At 73.3% G+C, this 4,183-nt stretch carries 4 protein-coding genes and 1 pseudogene; all 5 read left to right on the forward strand.

From position 1 onward, the window contains the following. Nucleotides 1–182 precede the first annotated feature (182 nt). Nucleotides 183–1,274 carry a CoA transferase gene (locus tag ACRX5W_RS33120; protein ID WP_436792105.1) on the forward strand — a complete coding sequence of 364 codons (1,092 nt, stop codon included), beginning with the start codon at nt 183–185 and terminating at the stop codon, nt 1,272–1,274. Between the two features lie 240 nt (nt 1,275–1,514). Further along, a pseudogene (locus ACRX5W_RS33125) lies at nt 1,515–1,856 on the forward strand (amidohydrolase family protein); the annotation flags it as partial. Between the two features lie 622 nt (nt 1,857–2,478). Continuing rightward, nucleotides 2,479–2,871, forward strand: coding sequence for an amidohydrolase family protein (locus ACRX5W_RS33130; RefSeq protein ID WP_436792108.1), 393 nt, complete (start codon nt 2,479–2,481; stop codon nt 2,869–2,871). A 64-nt stretch (nt 2,872–2,935) separates the two neighbouring features. After that, nucleotides 2,936–3,544 carry a TetR/AcrR family transcriptional regulator gene (locus ACRX5W_RS33135; RefSeq protein ID WP_436792106.1) on the forward strand — a complete coding sequence of 203 codons (609 nt, stop codon included), beginning with the start codon at nt 2,936–2,938 and terminating at the stop codon, nt 3,542–3,544. 14 nt (nt 3,545–3,558) lie between these two features. Further along, nucleotides 3,559–4,029 (forward strand): hypothetical protein, encoded by a 471-nt coding sequence (locus ACRX5W_RS33140; protein ID WP_436792107.1) that lies wholly within the window; start codon nt 3,559–3,561, stop codon nt 4,027–4,029. Nucleotides 4,030–4,183 lie beyond the last annotated feature (154 nt).

The raw sequence follows: 4,183 nt of genomic DNA on the forward strand, positions 1-4,183 counted from the left end.
CCCGCAAGACCGGGCGACCGCACGTCGTCACCACCGAAGGCTCCCGGCCCCGCGCGCGCGGAGCCCCGTCTTGCGATCGCTCGGCGCGGGGGCCGGTCGCGTAGGCGCCTGAGCCACAGGGAGCGGGCGGGGCAGGAGCCGCGCCCTCGGGAGTTCCCCGGACACGGCTTAGCATGCGAAGCATGGAGAACCGCACTCTCGGGCGCTGGACGGAGTCGGTCGAACCGTTCCTCGACCCCCTCGTCCGCGTCGGCCGGGAGTTCACCGACCTCACCGGCGTGCCCGTCGACGTGCCCGCCGCGCTGTTCCTGCGCGCCGAGGCCGCCGGGTTCGCCGCACCCGGGCGGACGTCCGCCAACGGTTCGTGCCGGCTGATGGAGGCCGCCGACGGCTGGGTGGCGCTGAACCTGGCCCGCCCCGACGACATCGCCGCGATTCCCGCCCTCCTCGCACTCATGGCGGCGGCCGGTGCCTCCGGCACCCATCCCGAGACGACCGCCGGCCTGGCCGAGGCAGCCCGCAGTGTCCCGGCCGCGGAGGCCGCCGGGGCCGCACAACTCCTCGGCGTCGCGGCCTCCGCGCTCGGCTCGGCCCGCCACGGGCTGCCGGCCGTGCGGACCGAACGACTCGGCGAGGCCCGTTCTCGTGGCCTCGCCGGCCTGCGGGTCGTCGACCTGTCGGCGCTGTGGGCCGGCCCCTTGTGCGCGCGACTCCTCGGGCTGGCGGGTGCCGAGGTGGTCAAGGTGGAGAGCACCACCAGGCCGGACGGCGCGCGGCTCGGTTCCCCCGACTTCTACCGCTGGCTCCACGACGGCCACGAGAACCGCGTTCTCGACTTCGGGTCCGGCGCGCTCGCCGACATCGTCGCGGAGGCCGACATCGTCATCGAGGCCTCCCGACCGCGTGCGCTGCGCCGACTCGGCGTCCACGCCGAGCAATTCCTCGCCGCCCGGCCCGGCCGCGTGTGGCTGAGCATCACCGGATACGGCCGGGACGACGACCGCATCGCCTTCGGCGACGACGCGGCCGCAGCCGCCGGCCTCGTGGACCACGACGCGGACGGCAGGCCTCTGTTTCTCGGCGACGCCATCGCGGACCCGGTCACCGGGATCCATGCGGCCCGTGCGGTGGCCCGGTCGGTGGCCCGGGGCGGCGGGGAACTCGTCGCGGCGGCGATGGCCGGCTGCGCGGCGGAGCTCGCCGCACACGGAAGGGGACCAGTCGAGCGGGTCGACGGCACCGAGGCGTGTGATGCCGGGCGGAGGTCGCCGTGAGCGTGGAGCCCACCGGGAGATTCCCGTGCGCCGGCTGGGTTCCCGCCCGACTCCCGTTGTGCGCAAGGCGGTTGTCTTGCGCGTCCGGCCCGTTGTCCTTGCCCGCCGCGGTGGTGGAACGATGATGTGCGCCAACTGCCCGACTCTGCTTGGCCGTTGCCTGTGACCCGGCCCGTTGAACCCGCTGCCGGGGACGCCTCGCCGGCCACGTCGCCCGACGGCTCCGTGCTGATCACGCGGGTGGAGGTCGAAGGCGCGGGGGTCGTCGACGTACGCCTGCGCGGGGACCGGATCGCCGAAATCGGCCGGGGCTTGCGCGGCCCCGTCACGGTCGACGGGCGCGGCGGGGCGCTGCTGCCCGGATTGCACGACCACCACATCCACCTCGCCGCGCTTGCCGCCGAAGCCGCCTCGGTGCGGGTCGGGCCCGACGACGTGCGCGACCGCGAGGGGTTCGCCGCGGCACTGCGCGGTAGTCCGCCGGGGGAGTGGGTGCGGGCCACCGGCTACCACGAGAGCGTGGCGGGCGAGCTCGACCGGTGGGCACTCGATGCGCTGGTCTCGGACCGACCGGTACGCGTGCAACACCGCACCGGGGCCTTGTGGGTGTGGAACAGCGCGGCGCTCGAAGCCGCGGGACTGCCAGGCGACGGGCGATTCTGGCGCGAGGACACCCGGCTGCGGGACTTCGTGCCGCCGGTTCGGCTGGACGTGCCGGGTGTCGGCCGCCGCGCGGCGCGACTCGGCGTCTCCGGGTTCACGAACGCCGATCCGCACCCCCGCGACGACCTCGCCGACCTGCTGGCCGTCCTGCCGCAGCGGCTCGTGATCATGGGGCCGGACGCGCCCGTCAAGCTGATGCTCGACGACGCGACGTTGCCTGCGCCGAGCCAACTCGCGGCGACGATCGCGGCGGCACGGCCCTCGCCGGTTGCCGTGCACTGCGTGACGCGGGTCCAGTTGCTGGTCACCCTCCTCGCCCTGGACGAGGCCGGACCGGTCGCCGGCGACCGGATCGAGCACGGTTCGGTGATCCCCGCCGAGACGATCCCGTGGGTGCGTCGTGTGGGGGTGACCGTGGTGACGCAGCCGCATTTCCCGGTCGAGCGCGGACGCGAGTACGCCCGGGACGTCGACCCCGACGACCGTGCACATTTGTACCGCTGCCGCTCCCTGGTCGAGGCGGGNTGTGGGGGTGACCGTGGTGACGCAGCCGCATTTCCCGGTCGAGCGCGGACGCGAGTACGCCCGGGACGTCGACCCCGACGACCGTGCACATTTGTACCGCTGCCGCTCCCTGGTCGAGGCGGGCGTGCCCCTCGCGGCCGGCACCGACGCGCCGTACGGCACCTCCGACCCGTGGGCGGTGATGCGCGCGGCGGTTGCGCGCGGCGGCGACGAAGGGCTGTCGCCGAGGGCCGCGCTCGGGCTCTTCCTGGGGGAGCCGAGCGCGCCGGCACACGAACGCCGGGTCCGGGTAGGGGAGTTGGCGGACCTGTGTCTGCTGCGCACGCCGTTGCGGGAGGCGCTGGGGGTGCTTGCCGGAGACTTGGTCCGGGCGACATTCGCAGGTGGTCGGATTATTAACGGCGGATGAACCTTGTCACCTGTCCGAAACTGACCTAATTTACGTTCAGTAGGTTGGTTCGAGAGGGGGACGGGTGCCCGATCAACGGCCGTATGCCGCTCTTCTCGCCAAGGGTGAGGACCGCCGGCAGCGGATTCTGACCGCCACACAGCGGTTGGTGACACGCCACGGATGGCGTGGCATCACCCTCGGCCAGATCGCCCGGGAAGCGGGCGTCAGCCCGGCGGGCCTGCTCCACCACTTCGAGTCGAAGGAGCAACTGCTCCACGCGGCGCTCGACGCCCGCGACACCTACGACGACACACAGGTCGACCGCTCTGCGGACATCGTCGACCAACTCCAGCGGGTCGCCAACCGGTTCCGGGAGGCTCCGGAGCTGGTGGGCATGTTCGGGGTCCTCCTCATGGAGAACCTCGATCCGGCTGCGCCGTTGCACGACCGCCTGACGGGACGGTACCGGGCGGCCCGGGAATCCGTCGCGGAGAAGATCCGGGAGGGGCAGCGCGCGGGGATCTACCGCACCGACCTCGATCCGGCCGTCAAAGCGGTGGAGATCGTAGCTTTCATCACCGGAATGGAGACAGCATGGCTCCTCGACCCTTCGATCCCGCTGGCCGAGGTGTTCCGGGAGTACACCGGATCGCTGGTGCGGGAGCTGTCCCTGCCGCACGATCCCCGCTGAGGCACCGGCTGGTGGTGGCCGCCCCGACCATGGCCCAGGTCGTGCGTTTCGCGGGCGGCTGGCTCTTCGACCAGGTGAGCGCGGGTTGGGACGTCCTGGTGCTCACCGCCGACGACGGCGACGCCCGGCCGCTTCAGATTCTCGGCGCCGACGCGATGCACCTGGAGGACGCGCTGGCCGTGCCGGCGCGCGGCCGGCGTCCGCAGGCCGTGGCGGTCGCCGCGGAGTTGTACCGGTCTGACGCGCGTGTCCGCGAACGGCTCCAGGCGGCCCTCGCCGACGGGCTGGAGAACGTCAGGATCTGGGATGACGCGAGCCCGGCGGAGGACGTCGAGGACTGCGCGATGCCGTACCGGCCGAGCAACGCGGCGCGTGCGTTCAAGGCGCAGGCCCTGGTGGCGGCGGCGGTCACGGCCGATGCCGACGCCAAGGCCATGGAGCTGTTCCACACCGTGGGGGCGCTGCGGCCGTACACGAGTGTGTGACCCGCGCCCGCCCGACCGGTCCTTCGCTGACCGGTCCGGTGGGCGGTGCCGCGGATGCCGGGCGGACGCCGGGCCTCGTACGTGCCAACACGGGCCGGGAACAACGCTGTTCGCGAAGCGGATCAGGCTGGTTGCCCAGGCCCCGGACGGCCCC

The organism is Yinghuangia sp. YIM S10712 (assembly GCF_051388935.1).
Classification (GTDB): Bacteria; Actinomycetota; Actinomycetes; order Streptomycetales; family Streptomycetaceae; genus Yinghuangia.